Annotated in this window: 12 protein-coding genes; 10 read left to right on the top strand and 2 right to left on the bottom strand. The window is 67.6% G+C overall.

The window, feature by feature from the left end; all coding sequences use genetic code 11:
• Positions 1-31 precede the first annotated feature (31 nt).
• The 3 genes from WME73_RS41490 (at position 32) to WME73_RS41480 (ending at position 8,622) form a co-directional block, all read left to right on the top strand.
• Positions 32-580, top strand: a complete 549-nt coding sequence (locus WME73_RS41490; RefSeq protein ID WP_437741770.1) for a hypothetical protein — start codon at positions 32-34, stop codon at positions 578-580.
• A gap of 192 nt (positions 581-772) precedes the next feature.
• Entirely contained in the window at positions 773-8,071 is a 7,299-nt protein-coding gene (locus WME73_RS41485) for a SpvB/TcaC N-terminal domain-containing protein (RefSeq protein WP_437913154.1), read from the top strand.
• Positions 8,068-8,622: a hypothetical protein gene (locus WME73_RS41480; protein ID WP_437741768.1), complete on the top strand. Its 555-nt coding sequence runs from the start codon at positions 8,068-8,070 to the stop codon at positions 8,620-8,622. The genes WME73_RS41485 and WME73_RS41480 overlap by 4 nt, the downstream gene beginning before the upstream one ends.
• 66 nt (positions 8,623-8,688) lie before the next feature.
• Here WME73_RS41480 and WME73_RS41475 read toward each other — a convergent pair whose 3' ends face one another.
• The gene (locus WME73_RS41475) at positions 8,689-9,177 is read right to left on the bottom strand and encodes a hypothetical protein (protein ID WP_437741767.1); all 489 of its coding nucleotides are present in this window, start codon (positions 9,175-9,177) and stop codon (positions 8,689-8,691) included.
• Between the two features lie 17 nt (positions 9,178-9,194).
• Entirely contained in the window at positions 9,195-9,782 is a 588-nt protein-coding gene (locus WME73_RS41470; protein WP_437913153.1) for a hypothetical protein, read from the bottom strand.
• 72 nt (positions 9,783-9,854) lie between these two features.
• Here WME73_RS41470 and WME73_RS41465 point away from each other — a divergent pair, with 72 nt between their 5' ends.
• The 7 genes from WME73_RS41465 (at position 9,855) to WME73_RS41435 (ending at position 21,916) form a co-directional block, all read left to right on the top strand.
• Positions 9,855-13,268 (top strand): RHS repeat domain-containing protein, encoded by a 3,414-nt coding sequence (locus WME73_RS41465; protein ID WP_437741765.1) that lies wholly within the window; start codon positions 9,855-9,857, stop codon positions 13,266-13,268.
• A 3-nt stretch (positions 13,269-13,271) separates the two neighbouring features.
• Positions 13,272-13,544 (top strand): hypothetical protein, encoded by a 273-nt coding sequence (locus WME73_RS41460; RefSeq protein ID WP_437741764.1) that lies wholly within the window; start codon positions 13,272-13,274, stop codon positions 13,542-13,544.
• A 106-nt stretch (positions 13,545-13,650) separates the two neighbouring features.
• Positions 13,651-14,241 carry a hypothetical protein gene (locus WME73_RS41455; RefSeq protein WP_437741763.1) on the top strand — a complete coding sequence of 197 codons (591 nt, stop codon included), beginning with the start codon at positions 13,651-13,653 and terminating at the stop codon, positions 14,239-14,241.
• A 15-nt stretch (positions 14,242-14,256) separates the two neighbouring features.
• On the top strand, positions 14,257-14,658 hold the full coding sequence (locus WME73_RS41450) for a hypothetical protein (protein WP_437741762.1): 402 nt from the start codon (positions 14,257-14,259) through the stop codon (positions 14,656-14,658).
• A 654-nt stretch (positions 14,659-15,312) separates the two neighbouring features.
• Positions 15,313-15,822 carry a hypothetical protein gene (locus WME73_RS41445; protein WP_437741761.1) on the top strand — a complete coding sequence of 170 codons (510 nt, stop codon included), beginning with the start codon at positions 15,313-15,315 and terminating at the stop codon, positions 15,820-15,822.
• 243 nt (positions 15,823-16,065) lie between these two features.
• Positions 16,066-16,911 (top strand): KPN_02809 family neutral zinc metallopeptidase, encoded by an 846-nt coding sequence (ypfJ, locus tag WME73_RS41440; RefSeq protein WP_437741760.1) that lies wholly within the window; start codon positions 16,066-16,068, stop codon positions 16,909-16,911.
• 376 nt (positions 16,912-17,287) lie between these two features.
• Complete coding sequence (locus tag WME73_RS41435; protein ID WP_437913152.1) at positions 17,288-21,916, top strand: capsule biosynthesis protein CapB; 4,629 nt, start codon at positions 17,288-17,290, stop codon at positions 21,914-21,916.
• Positions 21,917-21,929: the final 13 nt, after the last annotated feature.

Below are 21,929 nucleotides of genomic sequence, written 5' to 3'. Positions count from 1 at the left end.
CTGAACATCGTTCACCAAGGAGTCAGCACTTATGTCGGACAACATTACGCTTCCTGAGGGCGCGGGCACGATCCTCGCCACCGACGAGATCCTCGGCGTGCACGTCCTGCGCGCCAAGCTGCAGACAGGCGCGGACGGCACCGCCGTCGACGTCTCACAGACCGACCCGCTTCCGGTGAGCCTGGTCGGGTCGCTCCCGGCCGGCACCAACACGATCGGCGCGGTGAACGTGAAGCCGGCCACCTCCGGCGGGCTCTCCATCTACCGCAACACCGGACTGAGCACCACGGGGCAGAACGTGAAGGGCTCCGCCGGCCAGGTGTTCGGCTGGCACCTGGCCAACTGGAGCTCGACCGACGCGTTCGTGAAGCTCTATAACACGGCCGGGGCCCCGACGGTCGGCACGACCACGCCTGCCTTGACGCTCATGGTGCCGGCCGGGCAGGTGGTCTCGGCCGAGCACACGAACGGCATCGCGTTCACGACCGGCATCGGTATCGGCGCGACCGCCACCCCGGCAGACAACAACACCTCTCAGCCCGGGCCGAACACGATCGTCGTGAACGTGTTGTACAAGTAGCGCTGCCCGCAGAGGGGACGAGCCCTCGTCCCGGGGGGACCGGGCGACGAGGACAGGGTCGTGGAGAGTTCGAACCGTCCGTGAGCGGCGCTGGCCCGGCGCCGCTCACGGACTCGGCGGCCGACGCCGTCGCGCCGGAGCGAGTCGCTCCGGGCGCGCGGGCCGCCCATTGCCTTGGAAAGAGGGAGACGGATGAACGCTCGTGAGCCCAAGAAGGAAACCACCGCTGCGCAGGCAGCATCACCGGCCGCGCCGGACGGCGGAGCCCGCGGCAAGAGCCGAGATCCAGCGTCCCTCGCCCGAGAGGGGTCTGGTAAAAACACCGAGGCTCCGAAGGGCCTCCCCGGCGCGCCCAAGGCGCCGGAGCTGCCCGCGCCCGCGCTGCCGAAGGGCGGCGGCGCGATCCGCGGGGTGGATGAGAAATTCTCCGCGAACCCGGTGACGGGCACAGGCTCGTTCTCGATCCCGCTGCCGTTGAGCCCCGGCCGCGCGGGGTTCGGGCCAGCACTGGCGGTGACGTACGACTCCGGGGCTGGCAATGGCCCGTTCGGCGCCGGCTGGCAGCTGTCGATCCCGCGCATCACGCGAAAGACCGACAAGGGCCTTCCCCGTTACGACGACGCGCACGAGAGCGATGTGTTCGTCCTGTCCGGCGCGGAGGATCTGGTGCCGGCCAGGTCGCTCGACGGCGCGGAGCTCGACCGGTACGAGACGGAGAGCGAGCGCGTCATCCGCTATCGTCCCCGCGTCGAGGGCGCGTTCGCGCGGATCGAGCGCCGCGAGGTCAAGGCGAGCGGGAACGTGTACTGGACGGCGACGACGCCGGACAACATAACGAGCGTCTACGGGCGGAGCGAGCCCGCGCGGATCGCCGACCCGGCGAGGCCTGCGCGCATCTTCTCATGGCTGCTGGAGGAGACGCGGGACGACAAGGGTAATGTCGTCGTCTACGACTACAAGGCGGAGGACCTGACCGGCGTGGCGCGCGACGAGGCGGCGGAGAGCCACCGCCACGCGGGCCGCGCGGCCGTCGCGAACCGCTATCTCAAGCGCGTCCGTTACGGGAACACCGTGCCGGGCGACGCGGAGAGCAGCTTGTTCGAGGTCGTCTTCGATTACGGCGAGCACGATGCCGCGGAACCCACGCCTGTGGGGAGCGCCCCGTGGCCAGTCCGCCAGGACCCGTTCTCGGCATACCGCGCCGGCTTCGAGATCCGCACGTACCGGCTCTGCCGTCGCGTGCTGATGTTTCACCATATATCCGAGCTCGGCGAGACGCCGTGTCTCGTGCGGTCGCTCGACCTCACGTATGCGGAGAACGCTTACCTGACGCGGCTCGCCACCGCGACGCAGGCGGGATATGTCCGCGATCCGCAGACCCAGGCGTACAGCCGCGAGGCGCTCCCGTCCATCGCGCTGACGTACAACGAGCCGGTGATTCACCGCGAGGTGAAGTCGCTCGACCCCGAGAGTCTGCGCGACCTGCCCGGCGGCACGATGGGGTCTGGGCGGCGGTGGGTCGATCTCGACGGCGAGGGGCTGCCCGGTCTGCTGATCGAGGAGGGCGAGGCGCTGTATTACAAGCAGAACCTCGGCGGCGGCCTCTTGTCCCCGGCGCGGCCGCTGCCGTCGCGGCCGGCGGTCCTGAACGGCGGGCAGCTGCTCGACGTCGACGGGGACGGGCGCAAGGAGATGGTGGTGTTCGAGTGGCCGGCGGCGGGCTACTTCGACCGCACCGACGCGGGCTGGGCGCCGTTCCGCCCGTTCGCGTCGCAGCCGAACGTCGACTGGAGCGACCCGAACCTCCGCCTCATCGACCTCAACGGCGACGGGCACGAGGACATCCTGATCACGGGGCCCGACACGTTCACGTGGTATCCGTCGCTCGCCAAGGGCGGCTTCGACCGGCCGATCACGATCGCGCGTCCGAGCGACGAGGAGCGCGGGCCGTCGCTCGTCTTCGCCGACGCCGCACAGAGCATCTTCCTGGCCGACATGAGCGGCGACGGGCTGGTGGACCTCGTGCGGATCCGGAACGGCAACGTGTGTTACTGGCCCAACCTCGGCCATTGCCGCTTCGGCGCCAAGGTGCAGATGGGCGGCAGCATGCGGTTCGATCACGAGGGCCGCTTCGATCCGAAGCGCATCCGCCTCGCCGATGTGGACGGCTCGGGGACGACCGACATCCTTTACCTGCACCCGGACGGCGTGCGCTTCTATGCGAACAATGCCGGCAACACGCTGGCTGCGCCGGTGATCCTGCCGCCGCTGCCCGACGTGAGCGAGCTCGCGGCGGTCGACGTGATCGATTTGCTCGGCTCCGGGACGGGGTGCCTCGTGTGGGCCTCGTCGCTGCCCGGGGCGCGCCCCGCGGTGCGCTACATCGATCTGCTCGGGAGCAAGAAACCGCATCTGTTGACGTCGGTCGCCAACAACCTCGGCAGAACCACGACGGTGACGTATGCCCCGTCGACGAAGTTCTACCTCGCCGACCGGGCGGCGGGCCGCCCGTGGGTGACGAAGCTCCCGTTCGTGGTGCACGTCATCGAGCACGTGGAGGTGTTCGATGCCGTCTCGCGGCATCGCTTCGTGACGACGTATGCTTACCACCACGGCGACTACGACGGGGTGGAGCGGGAGATGCGCGGCTTCGGCATGGTGGAGCAGCGGGACACCGAGTCGTTCTCGGCGTTCAGCGGCACCGGCTTCGCGCCGCCCGCGGCCAACGCCGATCCCGAGCTGCACCTGCCGCCGGTGCTCACGAAGACGTGGTTCCATACCGGCGCCTGGATCGAGGGGGCGAGGATCTCGGCGCAGTACGAGAGCGAGTATTACGCCGGCGACGCGGGCGCGGTCCGTCTGGCGGATACGGTGCTTTCCGAGGAGCTGCGCGCCGTCGAGATGCGCGAGGCGTGCCGGGCGCTCAAGGGGCGACCCCTCCGCCAGGAGGTCTATGCGCTCGACGGGTCGGCGGAGGAGCCGCGTCCGTACGTCGTCAAGGAGCACAGCTACGCGATGCGGCGTCTCCAGCCCGCGGTGGGCGGTGCGCACGCCGTGTTCTTCGCCCATGCGCGCGAGGCGCTGGAGTACCATTACGAGCGCAGCGAGAGCGATCCGAGGGTCGCGCACGCGCTCACGCTGGAGGTCGACGATTACGGCGCGGTCAAGCGGACGGCGCAGATCGGGTATCGCCGACGGGCGGCGGGGACGGCGTTCCCCGAGCAGGGGCAGGGGAAGGCGACGCTGACGGAGAATGATGTGGAGCACCTGATCCCGGACGAGGAGGGTGCTTATCGGATCGGGGTCCCGACCGCGACCCGGACCTACGAGCTGCACGGCCTGCCGCTCGGCTCGGAGGGGGTGCTCGGGTTCCAAGCGGTCCTCGACGCGGCGGATGGCGCGACGCACCTCGATTACGACGGCACGCCGAGCGGGTCGTTCCAGAAGCGCCTGTTGCAGCACGCGCGCACGAGGTACTGGAGCGACGATGTCACGGCGCCGCTGCCGTTCGGCGAGGTCGGCAGCAGGGCGCTGCCATATGAGACCTTTGCCAAGATCCTCACCCCTTCGCTGATCACGTCCGTGTTCGGCTCTCGCGTCACGAGCGGCATGCTCGAAGAGGGAGGCTATCTCCAGCTCTCGGGTGATGCGGACTACTGGGTGCCCTCGGGGCGGGCGGTGCCTTCGGCGGCTCACTTCTACTTGCCGACGACGTTCGTCGATCCGTTCGGCAATGCGTCGCAGGTCGTTTATGACGCGTATCGCCTGCTCGTGACCCAGGTGACGGATCCGCTGAGCAATGTCGTGGAAGCCGTCCCCGACTACCGCGTCCTCGCCCCGCGGCAGCTCACGGACGCAAACGGCAACGTGAGCGAGGTGCGCTTCGACGCGCTGGGGAGGGTCACGCTGCTGGCGGTGATGGGCAAGCCGGGGGCTGGCCAGGGCGACACGCCCGCCGACCCGACTGCCACGTTCGCGTATGACCTGGAGCGATTCCAGCTCACCGGCAAACCGAACATGGTGCACGCCCGCGCCCGTGAGCAGCACGGACCGGGCAACCCGCGCTGGCTGGACACGTACATCTACTCGGACGGCTCGGGCAACGAGGTGCTGCGCAAGGTGAAGGCGGAGCCGGGGCTCGCGCCCGAGCGCGACGCGAACGGCGCGCTGGTGCATGACGCGCAGGGCGACCTGGTCTTTTCGCACGCGACGCCGCGCTGGGTCGACACCGGGCGAACGGTGCTCGACAACAAGGGAAATCCGGTCAAGCAGTACGAGCCGTTCTTCAGCGCGACGAACGAGTACGAGGACGAAGCGGAGCTCGTGGAGTGGGGGGTCACGCCGATCCTGCGGTACGATCCGCTCGGCCGGCTCATCCGGACCGACCTGCCCAATGGCACGTTCTCCAGGGTGGTGTTCGATGCGTGGAAGCAGACGTCGTACGATCCGAACGACACGGTGCTGGAGAGCTCATGGTACGCGGCGCGGCAGGCGCTGCCGACGGGCGATCCGGAGCGCCGCGCGGCGGATCTGGCCGCGGCGCACGCGGGCACGCCTGCGGTGAGCCAGCTGGACGCGCTGGGGCGGGTGTTCCGCGCGGTGGCGAACAACGGGGCCGAGGGGGAGTACATCACCCAGACGACGCTCGATATCGAGGGGCAGCCGCTCGCGATCACCGACGCGCGCGACAACGAGGCGATGCAGCATCGCTTCGGGCTGGGCGGGCAGCTGCTCTATCAGAAGAGCAACGACAGCGGCGAGCGGTGGATGCTGGCGGGCGCGACAGGACAGCGGCTGCGGGCCTGGAACGGGCGTGGGTTCGTCTACCGCTCGTCGTATGATGGGCTGCGCCGGCCGACGCACGAGCACGTGCAGCTGGGCTCGGGCAGCGAGCGGCTGGCGCGCCGTTACGTCTACGGCGAAGCGCATCCGCAGGCGATTGCGCTAAACCTGCGCGGGCGGGCGTACCAGGTGTATGATGGCGCGGGCGTGGTGACGAGCCAGGCGTACGACTTCAAGGGCAACCTGCTGCAGGCTTCGCGCCGGCTGCGCAGCGATGTGCACGCGGACGCCGACTGGTCGGTGCTGTCGGCGCTGACGGATGTGGCTGCCATCGCGACGGCGGCTGACCCGCTGCTGGAGACCGAGAGCTTCGGCACGCAGACGGCGTACGATGCGCTGAACCGCCCAACCAGCCTGACCGCCCCGGATGGCCTGACCGCCTCGGATGCGAGCGAGGTCAAGCCGACGTACAACGAGGCGGGGCTGCTGGAGCGGGTGGAGGCGCGGATTCGAGGCGCGGTGGCGTGGACGACGTTCGTTGAGAACATCGACTACGACGCGAAGGGCCAGCGAGAGCGGATCGACTACGGCAACGGCACGTTCACGGTGTACACGTACGATCCGCTGACCTTCCGGCTCGCGCGCCTGAAGACGACGCGGAGCTCGGACAGCGCGGTGCTGCAGAACCTCACGTATGTGTACGACCCGGTCGGGAACATCGTGGAGATCGGGGACAGCGCGCAGCAGACGGTGTTCTTCAACAACGCGGTTGTATCGCCGAGCGCGCAGTACGTGTACGACGCGGTCTACCGGCTGATCGAGGCGACGGGGCGGGAGCATGCGGGCGGGCTGTCGGACGCACCGCGCGACCAGAACGACCTTCCGATCCAGTCGCTGCCGCACGCGAACGACGCGCAGGCGCTGAGGAACTATACCGAGCAGTACGTCTACGATGCGGTGGGCAACCTGCGGAGGATGGTGCACCAGGCGGGCACGGGAAGCTGGACGCGGTGGTATGCGTACGAGGAGACGGCGAACAACCGGCTGACGAGCACGACCGGGGACCCGGCGAACGGGCCGTTCCGCAACTATGCGTATGACGCGCACGGCAACATGACGTCGATGCCGCACATCATGGCGCTGACCTGGGACGAGAACGACCAGGTGCGGAGCGCGGACCTCGACGGCGGCGGCGATGTCTATTACGACTACGATGCTGCGGGGCAGCGCGTGCGCAAGGTGTGGGAGCACAACGGGCTCGTGGACGAGCGCATTTACCTCGGCGGCTACGAGGTGTACCGCAGGCGCAACAGCTCCGGGCTGGTGCTGGAGCGGCAGACGCTGCACGTGATGGATGGCGCGCGGCGGGTGGCGATGGTGGAGACCAAGACGGTCGACACCTCGGGGCCGTTCACGGTGACGCCGCGGATGCGCTATCAGCTGGACAACCACCTCGGGTCGGCGTCGCTGGAGGTCGACGGGGCGGGACTCGTGATCGGCTACGAGGAGTATCACCCGTATGGGACGACGGCGTACTGGTCGACCAGCAGCGCGGTGGAGGTGAGCCGGAAGCGGTATCGCTACACGGGCAAGGAGAAGGACGAGGAGACGGGGCTCTATTACCACGGGGCGCGGTACTACGCGCCGTGGCTCGGGAGGTGGACGAGCGCGGATCCGGCGGGGGTGGTGGATGGCCCGAATCTATACGCGTACGTGATAGGGAATCCCGTTCGGTTGCATGATCCCGGTGGCCAGGAGAGCGCGACCGACAGGCAGATCGGTCAGATGACTGACGTACAGTTGCATCGGCATCTTAAAGCTCTCACCGAAGAAGGGCGCGCGGAGTTTCGTGCGTCGGCCACAGGAAAGTTCAATGAACGAGTCGTGGCTTCGTTGTCGCGGGGCAAGCTCGAAGCCATCCGCACTGGCGTCACTACAGTGGAGCATGTGCGGCCCGAACCTAAGGAGGCGACGCCATCGACGTACTCGGCGCCCGGTCGCATACATTCTCCGGACGCGACCTTTGAGGCGCATGGGACGAGTAGCGGCAACGGGGCCGATCGAATGCCCGACCCGGTGACAAAGGCCGTCTACGAGTACCTAACGGAGGAGAATCCGACCGCAGGAGCGGTCGTGGAGGGAATTCAGTCGGTTGGTGGCCTCGCACTGCTCACCATGGACGTTCGCGCACTCCTGAGCGGTAGATCTCCTGGTCAGCGACTCAGCTTAAGAGGTGCTGGAGAAGGCGCAGCGAATGGAGGAGGAACTGCCGCTGGAGCGCTGTCAACGTCAGGTCCTCGCTTGCTACCTCCGCCGCGACCGCTCGCCATGGGGGAAGGTGATGTCATAAGTCACTTCACCGATGCCAAGGGCGTTGAAGGAGTCACGGGTATAGTAGGCAATCGTCTCAGTGTGGGACAGCAGGTAATTGTCAGAGAATTGCGGTTTGGAGTAGGATCGAACGAGTTTCTGGCGGGAGAAAAAGGAAGGATCTTCGTCACCAAGCTCGGGGACGAAGCGACCGTGGGGGAGCTCAACCAGATCGGTGTTTTTGGTGAGAAGCAGTCCTTCGTGGTACAGTTTTCTGGTGAGGCCGCATTCACGCAGGGGGCTCGGGTCACTCCTGAGCTTGCCGCAAGAAACATTTACAGTATTCCCGGTAATTCTACTCTGAAAGAGTATGATTTTATCATCAAGAGGTTGCGATGAACTGCGGTATAGATCTGAATACTCCTCTGAGTAAGGTTGTTAGCGAGCGCATCGATGAGCAGATAGATGCGCTCGGTGCGTTGGCTGTGGGCTTGGATGACGCCGGTAGGCTCATTGTCGAAGGATTCGTGCGCAGTTCCAACCGTTTCTTGATTGCAGAGAGGTTGGTGCGCTTTGGTCATATTGTTGTTGGGCCGCTGCAGGAGGTCGTGGAATCTGCCACGTGCAAGGAGGTGCGCGTGCTGGGATCCGTTGTGCTGCTTAATCTGAAGGTGTACTCGGTGGTGCCGTATTTGCTTGATGTGATTCGTGATGATGATGATTATCTGAGTCTTGTTGCCAGCAATCTTGCTGCCGCCGGCGTCGTGCAGGCTGGTGATCTTATGGTGGAGCGACTTCGGACGCTGACGGAGGCCAGGAAATACGAGATCGTTGGCCTGTTGACGGCACTTGAGAAGCTGGGAGTTCCCTTGCCCGATGACGTTCGTGAGCGTTTTAGCGCACCTGATACGCCTTTTGAAATACGTCTGTCGTTGCCAGCAAAGCGATGAGCTTGCGACCCGTCGATGTTGGTAGCTGGTAAGCAATTTTATGCCCCTTGATGCATGGGCGATCGGTTAAGAATCCGCGGCAATTCCCGCGCGTTTTGCCTTGCGGGAGCGCTCTCGGCGCTGCCGGCGGGACTTGCCCAGTACTTTGGCGAGCAGCAGCATCCGTCGCTCCATCTCGGCCAGATCGACGTTCTGGCCGCGCATGCGCAGTGCGAGGATCATGGGAACGGCGCGGTTGAGCGTCAGGTAATAGCGGTCCTCGCCGCCGTCGGTGGGCGCGATCCCGACGACGCGAAAGGTTCCCTCGACGCGCTTCCCGTCGACGCGCGCGGCGAGGACGACATCCACGTCCAGACGCCCCTTCTCGAAGTCGAGCGCCCCCGTCGCGAGCGCCTCATCGAGTTTCATTCCGCGGCAGAAACGCTTGTCGCCTCGACCGACACGAACACGCGCGATGCGCGGGTCCTGACTGGCCTTGAGCCGCATGAGGATGTGCACGCAACGTGCCTTGAGGCGCAGAAGCCGCTCGTGATCGACGTAGCCGAGGTCCGCCAAGAACAGGGCGCCCGGCGTCAGGACCGACTCGTCCAGGTGCGGATTGTCGTGCTCGCGCTGGGGTGAGATGTGGTGCTCGATCGGAGGTGGTCCTTGAGCGAGATGACCGCATGAATCTTGAACGAAGCCGGGCGCTTGGGGCTTGTCGAAGGCGACCAACACGCCGCGAGCTTGCGGAGCACCTGACAGCTCGAGTCGGCCACCTGGACGTCGGAGAAGTGCTCGAGCAGACGCTTCATCTCCGCCACATCGCGCAACGAGGGGTCGACCGCCCGCACCGCGGCCATCGCGCGGCGAGTCACGTCCGCCATCAGGTTCGCGAACGGCACCGTGAAGCGGTCGAAGGCCGAGGGCGCCAAGTCCTGGCCGGTCAGATGGATGTCGTTGGCGAAGATCGTCGTCTGCGTGCCGGGTAGACCCGACATCGCCAAGACGAATGCCTCCACCAAGGCGCTCACATCGACCTTTCGGTCGCGCGTGACCGCCCCCATCTGCCGCGCCGCCGCCCACAGGGCCTCCGCGTCGAACAGCTCGTGGTACTTCGCGAGAAAGGGGACCGGCACCGCGGGCGGCGCCGATGTGGGCTTATCGGAGGGCTTCGCCATGGCCGCACGATCGCCGACTGTGATCGAAATGTCGATCGTCCTCGGGCCGCTGCGGTCAACCGATCGATTTTATTGGCAGAATCGTCCGCTCTGCTAACCGGACGCCCATGCCTGCGCTGGCTGGACACGTACATCTACTCGGACGGCTCGGGCAACGAGGTGCTGCGCAAGGTGAAGGCGGAGCCGGGGCTCGCGCCCGAGCGCGACGCGAACGGCGCGCTGGTGCATGACGCGCAGGGCGACCTGGTCTTTTCGCACGCGACGCCGCGCTGGGTCGGCACCGGGCGAACGGTGCTCGACAACAAGGGAAATCCGGTCAAGCAGTACGAGCCGTTCTTCAGCGCGACGAACGAGTACGAGGATGAAACGGAGCTCGTGGAGTGGGGGGTCACGCCGATCCTGCGGTACGATCCGCTCGGCCGGCTCATCCGGACCGACCTGCCCAATGGCACGTTCTCCAGGGTGGTGTTCGATGCGTGGAAGCAGACGTCGTACGATCCGAACGACACGGTGCTGGAGAGCTCATGGTACGCGGCGCGGCAGGCGCTGCCCCAGGGCGACCCGGAGCGCCGTGCGGCGGATCTGGCCGCGGCGCACGCGGGTACGCCGGCGGTGAGCCACCTGGACGCGCTGGGGCGGGTGTTCCGCACGGTGGCGGACAACGCGACCGAGGGGGAGTACATCACCCAGACGACGCTCGATATCGAGGGGCAGCCGCTCCAGATCACGGACGCGCGTGACAACCAGGCGATGCAGCATCGCTTCGGGCTGGGCGGGCAGTTGCTGTATCAGAAGAGCAACGACAGCGGCGAGCGGTGGATGCTGGCGGGCGCGACAGGACAGCGGCTGCGGGCCTGGAACGGGCGAGGGTTCGTCTACCGCTCGTCGTACGATGCGCTGCGCCGGCCGACGCACGAGCACGTGCGGCTGGGCTCGGGCAGCGAGCGGCTGGCGCGCCGTTACGTCTACGGCGAAGCTCATCCGCAGGCGACGGCGCTGAACCTGCGCGGCAGGCCGTACCAGGTGTATGATGGCGCGGGCGTGGTGACGAGCCTGGAGTACGACTTCAAGGGAAATTTGCTGCAGGCGTCGCGCCGGCTGCGCAGCGACGTGCACGCGGACGTCGACTGGTCGGTGCTGGCCGCGCTGACGGATGTGGCCGCCATCGCGACGGCGGCCGGGCCGCTGCTGGAGACCGAGAGCTTCGGCACGGAGACGGCGTACGACGCGCTGAACCGGCCGACGAGCGTGACGGCGCCGGATGGTCTGACGGCCTTGGATGCGAGCGAGATCAAGCCCACGTACAACGACGCGGGCCTGCTCGAGCGCATCGAGGCGCGGATTCGAGGCGCGGCGACGTGGACGACGTTCGTCGACAACATCGATTACGACGCGAAGGGGCAGCGCGAGCGGATCGCGTACGGCAACGGCACATTCACGGTGTACACGTATGACCCGCTGACGTTCCGGCTCTCGCGCCTGAAGACGACGCGGAGCTCGGACAGCGCGGTGCTGCAGAACCTCACGTATGTGTACGACCCGGTCGGGAACATCGTGGAGATCGGGGACAGCGCGCAGCAGACGGTGTTCTTCAACAACGCGGTGGTATCGCCGAGCGCGCAGTACGTGTACGACGCGGTCTACCGGCTGATCGAGGCGACGGGGCGGGAGCATGCGGGCGGGATTGCCGACGTGCAGCGGGACCAGAACGACCTTCCGATCCAGTCGCTACCGCACGCGAACGACGCGCAGGCGCTGAGGAACTATACGGAGCAATACGTCTACGATGCGGTGGGCAACCTGGTGAGGATGGTGCACCAGGCGGGCGCGGGAAGCTGGACGCGGTGGTATGCGTACGACGAGGAGACGGCGAACAACCGGCTGACGAGCACGACCGGGGATCCGGCGAACGGGCCGTTCCGCACCTATGCGCATGACGCGCACGGCAACATGACGTCGATGCCGCACATCACGGCGCTGACCTGGGACGAGAACGACCAGGTGCGGAGCACGGATCTCGACGGCGGCGGCGATGTCTATTACGACTACGACGCTGCGGGCCAGCGCGTGCGCAAGGTCTGGGAGCACAACGGGCTCGTGGACGAGCGCATCTACCTCGGCGGTTACGAGGTGTACCGGAGGCGCAACAGCTCGGGGCTGGTGCTGGAGCGGCAGACGCTGCACGTGATGGATGGCGCGCGGCGGGTGGCCATGGTGGAGACGAAGACGGTCGACACGTCGGGGCCGTTCACGGTGACGCCGCGGGTGCGGTATCAGCTCGATAACCACCTCGGGTCGGCGTCGCTGGAGGTCGACGGGGCGGGGCTTGTGATCGGCTACGAGGAGTACCACCCGTATGGGACGACGGCGTACTGGTCGGCGGCATCGGGAATCGAGGTCTCGCAGCGGAGATATAGGTACACGGGCAGGGAGAAGGACGAGGAGACGGGACTGTACTACCACGGGGCGAGGTACTTCGCGCCGTGGTTGGGGAGGTGGACGAGCGCAGATCCGGCGGGGATGGTGGATGGGCCAAACCTCTACGAGTACGTGCGGGGGAACCCGATACAGTTGGTGGACCCCAACGGGACCGATTCGAAGGAGGCCGATGACTTCAAGGCCAGCCTGAGGCTTCAGCTGAAGACCGTATCCGCTGACGATGACACGGTGAAGCCTGTCCAGCATAGGACGAGAAGCATCTTCGGGGACAGGAAGGGCATCAAGCAGATCGGTGAGCTACAGGTTGCGCCGCCTCCCGAGACGAGCACATCGTCTCCGGGAGCGACTCACTCGACCCCGCCCGGACGAGGAGCAGGCCCGGCCGGAGCTACCTATGTGTCGCCTGGCAGGAGCAGCGGTGGCCCGGCGGACAGGATGTCCCCGGAGACCGCCGCCGTCTATCGTTATCTGACGGAGGAGAACCCTCTCCTCGGGGCGGTTGTGGGGACCATCCAGACACTCGGAGCGGTTCTCCTGCTACGCGCCGAAGCGCGGTCTGCCTGGACGGCGGCAAAGATGAGTCTCCCATTGACCCAGGGAGGTGCTGCTCCAGGAAAAGATGTCCCCGCGACCGGCGCTGCCACGGGCAAATTGACCGCGAAAGGCTCGGGAGATGTCCCATTCGACAAAGAGAAGCTTGCGAGAATCGAAGCGAACCTCTCAAAGGAAGGGGTCTACTTTCTCTACAGCGAGGAATTGCTCGCGGACAACAACGCACGTGGGATGTACATTCCCGGGCCTGGCGGGAAGCCCGGGACCGTCGTCTTGCTGCCAAACCCTGCGCGTACGACTGTCATAGAGGAGCTGACGCACCTGGGGCAGCATCGCAAGACCGGATGGTCGCCGGATTTCTTGCCAACTTATGAGTCAATCCGACAAAATGAGATGGAGACGCAGGTTAGATTGCTGAGGATTCGATCGGTTCGATGGACACTTGCCGAGGTGAACCACTACCTGGACGCGTGGAATCATTGGAGGACGCATTAGGTTATGAAGGAGATTAAATGGACCGTGGCGTCTCGAAGCAATGTTAGCAATTTGATAATATTGCTCGTAAATGTCGATGCTGGTTTGCCGAGTCGAGGTGATCTGGTGGTCTGTGTTGAAACAGGACGGCGATACAAAGTTATTAGCCTGGCCGTTGGATTGGGCCACGAGGCCGCAAAGGAAGGAATTCACGGCCTCTCTGTCGAGGCGATTGATGGTCGGCCAGAGGACGACCTGACAACGGGGATGCACTTCGTGCAGGCAAGTGAAGACTGACAGGGGATCTCCAAAGGCCCCGCTGCGGCGCCGATACACGACAGCGCCTGGCGGGACAACATCTCACCAGCGGCCACGGAACTGAAGAAGCTATCACGCCGGCACAGTGACCGGGATCCGCCGGTATGCCTACGAGGCGGCGAGCAACCGACTGACAAGCATCAGCAAGCCGGGGGATCTGCCGGACGGGCCGTTCAGCGCGACGTATGCGCATGATGCGCACGGCAACATGACGGCCATGCGGCACATCGCCGCGCTGACCTGGGACGAGAACGACCAGGTGCGGAGCACCAATCTCGGCGGCCGCGGCGTGGTTTATTACGACTACGACGCGGCCGGTCAGCGCGTGCGCAAGATCTGGGAGCACTGCGGGCTTGTGGACGAGCGCATCTACGCCGGCGGCTGCGAGGTGTACCAGAGGCGCATGATCTCGGGGCTGGTGCTGGAGCGGCAGATGCTGCACGTGATGGATGGCGCGCGGCGGGTGGCGATGGTGGAGACGAAGACGGTGGACACCTCGGGGCCGTTCACGGTGACGCCGCGGGTGCGCTACCAGCTCGACAACCACCTCGGGTCGGCGTCGCTGGAGGTCGACGGGGCTGGGCTCGTGATCGGCTACGAGGAGCATCACCCCTACGGGACGACGGCATACTGGTCGGCCAGCAGCGCGGCGCCGTATACCGAGGTCCTGAAGTAAGCTGCGGAGGTTTGGATGGGTCGATCGGCATCCATTGTTGCTGTTGTTTCGAAGCTCAGATTGAATGTTTATGGTGTCGTGAGCTCGTTGCTTGCTGCTGGGTGGTCCTATGATGATCATGGGCATATAAACTATTTGCCAGTGGGAGATCGTGGTGAGTTTGATTGGCAGTGGGCGGAGCTTGATCGGTGGCCAGAGGTGGTCGCCGTAATCAAGAGCAAGGAGGGTGAGGGGGAGCTGGTTGGCGTTTCCTTGGTGTATGAGGATACGGGGTCCGGTGGGGAATTTCTTTTGAATCCAAGTGATGATAGTTTGTTGGTCAGTCTTACTATCAATACGCGCGATGTGCAGGGGGTTTCTGGTGTCGTTGATTTTACATGGTATCTCGAGCGTCTTATCCCTGCTATTTGCGTGTAGGGCTCTCTATTGAGTATTTGGAGTGCAGTCAGCTCTGATATAGAGGTATACGTGTGCCGCCGGAGGTTCCTACCGAAGGCGGTGCGCGGTCAACTCCTGGGCCGCGCGGCGAGCCCGGCGGCCGCGCACGACCGTCCGGGGGGGGGCTACGAGCCGCGCTTCTTAAGACGCGAGCTGAGGGGTGGGAGAGCAAGGATGAGTGAAAGCTCTACGGCGGCCTGGCTGCTCTTCTCGGTTGCCGACGAACGAGCTCATTGACGGTATTGCGCTCAAGCTCGTTGATGGTCCCGACGGCGATCTTTCTATGCGAGCTCTTGGAGCTCCGGGACTCCGGTCAGGCGGAGCTCCAAAACCGAATCGGACCCATGTTACTGTTCTCCCCCTCCCTGTATTACTGCTCTCTCTCCCTGCCAGAAGGTGAGGGAGCCCGTCGCGGTGGTCGTGCAGCCCGGCGCGCGCGTCGCTGGTCCACGTCGAGTGGATAATCCTCACCATGTCCATGCGCCACATAAAGATGCCGAGGCCGGTGAGGTGGGTGAGCCGATCGTGCCGTTCATGCGCCATCGACACCGCGCAAGCTCCTGTCCGCGCAGGCTGAATCCCTCGCAGAGTTTCACGCGCGTGCGAAGCGATTCTTGACGTCAAGGTAATCAAATGAGAAAGAACCAATCGGGCGCGCAGGACGGGCGGCTAATTTACGATGAGCGCGCAGCTGCAACGGATCGAGCCTCTGCTGTTTCGAGAATTGGCTCAGAGCGTCTGTACCAACACGAAAAGGCCATCGCTATGCTATTGCAGCATGGGGAGCCAGCGCTCCGCGAGAGGGCGGCGGCCGTCCTGGTCGCGCTCTGGGGAAGGCGAAGTTACGTGGATGCTGTGATCCACATGCTGCATCAAGATGCCGATCTATACTGTCGCCTGAAGGCGTCGAGTATTCTCTGGAATTTTGCAACATTCTCCGCGTCGAGTCGCGAAGACCGGGACATTGTGCTACGCGCGTTGGCTCAGTCCGTCGCGCGGGATGAGGATCCGATGGTGCAGGCAGCGAGCTACAAACATTTCCTGGAGCTGGTTTCGCCGGAGCGCGCGGCCGGAGTCCCTGACGAGCTTGAACGCGGTAGCGATGTTGATTGGGAGCTCATGATGCCATATTTGGCACATTGATGTCTGATGATGCTGGGGTGGATGATGGTAACCGCCCAGCCATCGCCATGGGAATGGCCCCTTACGGGTCTCACCTGGGTCGACGATGCTCGACGCGGGCCGGCTTCGGTGCTCGGCCCGTAGCGGGCACGGGCGGGCCTGGGTGACCACGCCGGCGCCACGACCAGGTGAGCGATGCCCCACGTCCTGACCGAAAGCTAAGGTTTCACCCGATGCGCGGTCCACGCTATACATGCGCTGGCCATGCGCTGGACACCTGGGAAACGCAGTGCGAACCTCCGAGACCTCCGCGGCGCATCCGGCGGCGCATCCGGCGGAGCGAAGCTCGGTATCGGCGGGACGGTGATCCTGCTCGTGCTCTCGCTCGTCTTCGGGAAGGATCTCCTGTCGGGGCTCGGTCAGGGGTCCGCGACCCCCGGCGCGCAGAGCGGGCGCTCGAGCTCGCCCGAGGAGGAGCGGCTCGTCGACTTCGTCTCCTTCGTCCTCGATGACACCGAGGCCGTGTGGACGCAGGTGTTCAGCCGGACGGGGCAGCGCTATCCGGCGCCCGTGCTGACGGTCTTCACCGACTCCGTGAGGTCGGGCTGCGGTATCGGCGAGTCGGCGATGGGCCCGTTCTACTGCCCGGCGGACCGGACGGCGTATATCGACCTCGGCTTCTACCGCGAGCTCAAGGCGCGGTTCGGCGCGCCGGGCGACTTCGCCCAGGCGTACGTGCTCGCCCACGAGATCGGCCACCACGTGCAGAACGTGCTCGGGACCGAGCGCCGCCTGCGCCAGCTGCAGGCCGCGCGCCCGGGCGAGAAGAACGCGCTCTCCGTGAAGATGGAGCTCCAGGCGGACTGCTTCGCCGGCGTGTGGGCCCACTCCACGGCGAAGCGCGACCTGCTCGAGGCGGGCGACGTCGAGGAGGCCCTCAAGGCCGCGTCCGCGATCGGCGACGACCGGCTGCAGAAGGCCGCGACCGGCAGGGTCAACCCGGAGACGTGGACACACGGCTCGTCGGCGCAGCGGGTCGCCTGGTTCAAGCGCGGCATGCAGGGCGGCCGCGTCGAGGACTGCGATACGTTCGCCGAGGGCTCGCCCTAGAGCGACGGTCACCCGCTTCGGATACGGGCCCACCTCGGCGTTTTCGGTGCTCAGCGCACCGGAGTGCGCTTGCGCGCCGAAAACGCCGATCTGGGCCCGTCTCCTGTGCGGGAGACCGCCGCTCTGCTCTGCACGTGGCAGAGGTGGGCGGAAAACGCTCTCGTTCCGAACCCCGGCAGGCTGAGCCGTCCGCCCGCGCGCGGGAAGGCGAGGGGCGCGCAGATCGCACGAGCGGCGGCTCACGACAGCTCCGCGCGACGGTGTACGCTGCTCGCCCGCCGATGGTCTCGCCGCACGGTGCCCCTCGCTCCCCGACGCAAGGCCGCCTCCGCCCTCGTGCGCGTCCCCTTCGCCTTCGCGCGCTCGCGGAGGCGCCGTGAGCTCGCGCGAGTCGCCTGACTCCTGGACCGCCGCGCCGCGGTCGATCCTGGAGGTCATCGAGGACAGCCTCCCCCAGATCGAGGTGCGCCTGCGCCCGCGCGCCATCGCCACGGTCGTCGCGCGCGTCACGGCCGATCTGGGCGACGAGGAGCACCCGAGGCCCGCGCTGCTCGCCGCGCTCGCCCGGTGCGCCGACGGCGCGGCCGCCGAGGTCGACCGGCTGCGCAGCGCCGAGTCCGCGCTCGTGCTGGCCTACCAGTCGGCCGCCACCCCCGCCGAGCGGCGCGAGCTCCTCGCCCGGCAGCTCCGCGTCTGGGCGCGAGAGCGCGAGCAACGCGAGAGGGGCGGCGCCGCCTCCCTGCTCGGCTGGGTCGCCGCGCGCGTCGAGCGAGCCGGCGACCTCTCGGCGCTCGGCCGCAACCTCGACCTCGAGGCGGCCCAGGAGCGCTTCGCCACCGCCATCGCCGACCGCCTCGACGAGATCGAGGTCGCCTACCACGCCCTCACCCACCTCGCGAAGCACCTCGACGACCCGTCCGACGCGGTGCACGTCGCCCGCGACGGCGGCGTCCTCCGGCTCGCCATGGCGCACGCCGAGCCGAGCCGCCCCGCGCCCGTCCGCCGGGCCGCGCTGCTCGCCGCCGTCGCCCTCCTGCACCGCCTCCCGGCGCGCGAGCGCCTCGGCCACCTCGGGCTCGACGCGGCCCGCTCCGTGCTGGCGTGGTCGCGCGGGGTCAACGCGTCCCGCTGGGTGCAGATCGCCGCCCTCGAGATCGGCGTCCTCCTGTTCCCCGACGAGGCGTTCTCCCTGCTGGCCGAGCGCCTCCGCGCGCGCGACGCCGCCGACAAGGACGGCCCCATCCTCCGCCGCAACGCCCTGCGCCTCCTCGGCGCGGCGGCGCGCCCGTCCGCCCCGGTGATCCCGCTCGACCGCGCGGCGCGCCTCGCCGGCGCCCCGTGGGATCCGCGCCGCTGGAACGGCGCGCAGGCCAGCCGCGCCAGCCGGTCGAGCATCGCGCCCGAGGCCGCCGCCGCCTCCGGAGGCGCCCGCGAGGGCGAAGGGCCGCCCGACACGCCCGCGCCCGACTCGGCGCCCCGGCTCAGCGCCGATCCCGCCGCCGGCGCGCCGCCCGCCCGCGTGGCGCCCGCGGGCGCGGACCCGCTCGCCATCGCGCTGCTCGCCCGCGACGACCCGAGCGAGCACGTCCGCCAGGAGCTCGTGCGCCAGCTCGTCGAGCTCGGCGGCGCGGAGGCCCTCACGGCGCTCGTCGAGATCGCCGAGGGCGACGGGTCGCCTCGCGTCCGCGGGTACGCGCTGCGGGAGCTCTCGCGGCGCGCGACCGACCACGCGGACGCCGCCCCGTTCGCCGAGCGCGCCGTCCGGTTCGCCCTCGCGAAGCCAGGCCCGCCGCTCGCGTCCCGCGCGGCCCTCGAGGCGGTGCGCACGCTCTGCGCCGGGCCCTACGCCCCGCTGCCTCCGGGGACCTTCGTCGAGCTGCTCGCCGAGTTCGCGAGCCGCCCGGCGATCTCGCCGGACCTGTCGGACGAGGCCGCCGCCGCGCTGCGGCTGCTCGAGGTCGAGAGCCGCCCGGTCGCCGAGCACATCCGCCAGACGCTCCTCGCCGCCGCGTCGGAGCTCCTGGAGGGCGAGAGCGCGCCGGTCGAGCTCCCGGACGACGCCGAGCCCAGGGACGTCGAGCGCGCGCTCGTTGTCGCGTCGCGCGGCGACATGACGTACACGCTGCGGCGCCGCGGCCGGGGACGGTACGTGCTCACGCGCGGCGAGCCGCGCGGCTTCCGCCTCTGGCGGCTCATCCACGAGATGCGCACGCCGATGCCGGACAAGCGCAAGGGGTGGATCCACACGAACGGCCGCCTGTTCGCGGGCGAGCTCGTCGCGCCGCCGGTCGGCATGGCGGAGGTCACGCCGACGCGCGTGCCGGGCGAGCGCCACGTCTACCCGCCCGTCGGCGGCTGGGGGCCGTTCGTCCCCCGCATCGACGACCTGCTCGCCGCCGCCAGCCTGAGCCAGCGCGAGATCCGCCTCATCACGGCGCGCGGCACGGTCACGGTGCGCGGCCCGGCCAAGCTCGCGCACCGGCTGCGCGCCCGCGCCCTGCTCACGCTGCGCTACGACCGCTACGCCCAGGCCCGCATGCGCGCGCTCGTGGCGCAGGAGCCGGCCGAGCAGAAGAAGTTCACGCTGATGACGGGCGAGCTCGGCTTCACGGTCGCGCTCGGCGACACCGAGGGCGAGGTCGAGGGCCGCGCGTACGCGATCGAGCCGCACCTGCCGGGCAAGTACCTCGCGGTCGCGCTGCCGCCTTTGCTCCAGAGCGGCCGCGACTGGCTCGCCGGCCCGTCGGTGCCGGTCTGGATCGACGGCTTCTTCTCGTACCTCGTCTCGCCGGCGGGCAACGTCCCGACGCAGCTCGCGTGGATCGTGTTCCTCGTCCTCGCGTACATGGTGCTGCGGGCCGCGTGGATCGCGGCGCAGATCGAGCGCGCCCGCCGGGGCATCCCGCTCACGATCGGCGGCTGGGGCACGCGCGGCAAGAGCGGCTCGGAGCGGCTCAAGGCCGCGCTGTTCCACGCGCTCCGCTACGACGTCGTCGTGAAGACGACCGGCTGCGAGGCGATGTTCATCCACGCCATGCGCGACCTGCCGGCGCAGGAGATCTTCATCTACCGCCCGTACGACAAGGCGACGATCTGGGAGCAGCGGAACATCCTCACGGCCGGGCGGAACCTCCGCGCCCAGGTGTTCCTGTGGGAGTGCATGGCGCTCCAGCCGCTCTTCGTGGACACGCTCTGCTCCGAGTGGATGCGCGACGAGATCACGACGCTGACGAACGCCTACCCGGATCACGAGGACATCCAGGGCCCCGGGGGCGAGGACGTCGCCCGGGTGATCGCGCGTTTCATGCCCACGGACGGGCTGTCGTTCACGACGGAGGAGCAGATGCTCCCGCTGCTCAAGGATCAGGCGCAGCGGAAGGGGACGAACCTGGTCGCGATCCCGCCGATCGACGCGGACCTCCTGCCGGTCGACCTCCTGGATCGGCTCCCGTACCAGGAGCACCCGCGCAACGTGGCGCTGGTGCTGGCGCTCGCGGACCATTTCGGCGTCGATCGCGAGTTCGCGCTGGTCGAGATCGCGGATCACGTGATCCTCGATCTCGGCGTCCTGAAGACGTACCCGACGGTGCAGTACCGGGGGCGGAAGCTGACGTTCTCGAACGGGATGAGCGCGAACGAGCGCGCCGGGTTCATGTCGAACTGGACGCGGCTCGCGTTCGACAAGCACGACATGGACGCGACGCCCGGCAAGGCGACGGTGATGGTGGTGAACAACCGCGCGGACCGGGTCGCGCGGTCGCGCGTGTTCGCGCAGATCATCGTGGAGGACATCGGGGTCGATCACGTGGTGCTGATCAACTCGAACCTCGGCGGGATGATGCAGTTCATCACGGAGGGGCTCGACGCGCGGCTCCGGGACATGGTGATCACGGGCGACGGGGGCAAGGAGCGCGCGCTCGAGCGCTTCGACGAGCAGATGAAGAAGCTGGGCGTCCCGGCGCGGGCGGGCGCCTTCGAGGAGGATCTCACCCGGATGCTGCGCGCGCTGCCGGCGATCGACGAGGCGGCGGCGGCGGCGATCGTGGGCGGCCCCGGGGTTCTGGGGAAGAAGGGGGAGCCCGAGGCGATCGAGGCGGCGGTGAAGCAGGCGCTGGAGGCGCACGCGCCGCCGGCGGGGGAGGACGACATCCGCCCGGACATCGTCCACCACGCGGCGCGGCTGGCGCGCCGTCTCGCCCGCCGCGACAAGGCGCGCGCGGAGGTGGAGGCGGCGCTGTCGCGGGGCGCGGACGCCGAGGCCAACCAGGCGTTCCGCGCGGCGTTCCGCGAGCTGTGCCTCGAGCGCATCGCGGTCCTGTGGAACGCCGACGCGAAGGGGGACAAGGTGATCGACTTCATCACGCGCGAGATCCCGCCGGGGTTCGACGCGCGGCTGATGGGGTCGCAGAACATCAAGGGGACCGGGCTCGACTTCGTCTACCGGTGGCTCTCGATGGATCGCGTGAGGACCGCGATCGAGCGGATGCAGAGCAACGCGTCGGCGCGGCGCGAGGTGCTGACGTTCTTCCTGTCGTACTCGGATTTCGGCCTGATCGATCTGCGCGAGGCGCTCGCCGCGACGCGCGCGGCGAAGGAGCAGGGCGGCGCCGGGTGGGCGGAGCACGCGAACCTGATCGACGGGGCGATCCGCAGGCTCGAGGCGCTCGACAAGGAGAAGACGGCGGCGCTCGTGGTGACGGGCAAGACGGGGGTCGGGACGAAGGTGCTGCTCCGGGTAGAGCAGTTCGTCGATCACATGGACTCGGTGCGCCGGACGCGGTGGGCGAAGATCGTGATGGACGACCTGTTCGCGATGCGCATCGGCCACGGCCAGGCCGCGCTGCTGCTGCGGGAGATCGTGGGGCGGCAGAAGGGCGGCTGGCTTGCGAAGGATCTCGCCAAGTGGGTGGAGAAGCGCAGGGCGTGGCTGGAGAGCCGCCGGAAGAAGCAGCCGAAGAAGGCCGAACCGGCCGCGCCGCCGGGGGCGGCGGCGGAGCCGGGGTGACGGGATGGAAGCG

The organism is Sorangium sp. So ce302 (genome assembly GCF_051530145.1).
Lineage (GTDB): Bacteria > Myxococcota_A > Polyangia > Polyangiales > Polyangiaceae > Sorangium > Sorangium cellulosum_B.
The sequence above is the reverse complement of the archived record's forward strand: the minus strand, read 5'-3'. Positions and strand labels throughout refer to the sequence as shown.